At 45.4% G+C, this 269-nt stretch carries 1 pseudogene; it reads left to right on the forward strand.

Annotated elements, in window-relative coordinates:
- A pseudogene (locus tag ACYP03_RS26360) lies at positions 1 to 269 on the forward strand (GntR family transcriptional regulator); the annotation flags it as partial.

Consider the following 269-nt stretch of genomic DNA (forward strand, 5'->3'; position numbering starts at 1 on the left):
TGGTGCGAATCTATACCGATAAAGCCTCTGGTCGCATCGGTGGCTCAACGAAACTGAACCGCTTTCTGGATAAAACACCTGCACCTTATCAAGTTGGTGATGAAGTGAAAGTCTTGATCGCAGAAACGACTGAGCTGGGTTACAAAGCGGTGATCGAAGATTTGCACTGGGGACTTTTCTTTAAGACAGAAGCCTTTGGTAAACTGTTTGTCGGTAAAAAACTGAAAGCCTACATCAAAGAGATTCGTCCGGACGGCAAGATCAACTTG

It is taken from the genome of Photobacterium sp. R1, assembly GCF_054600795.1.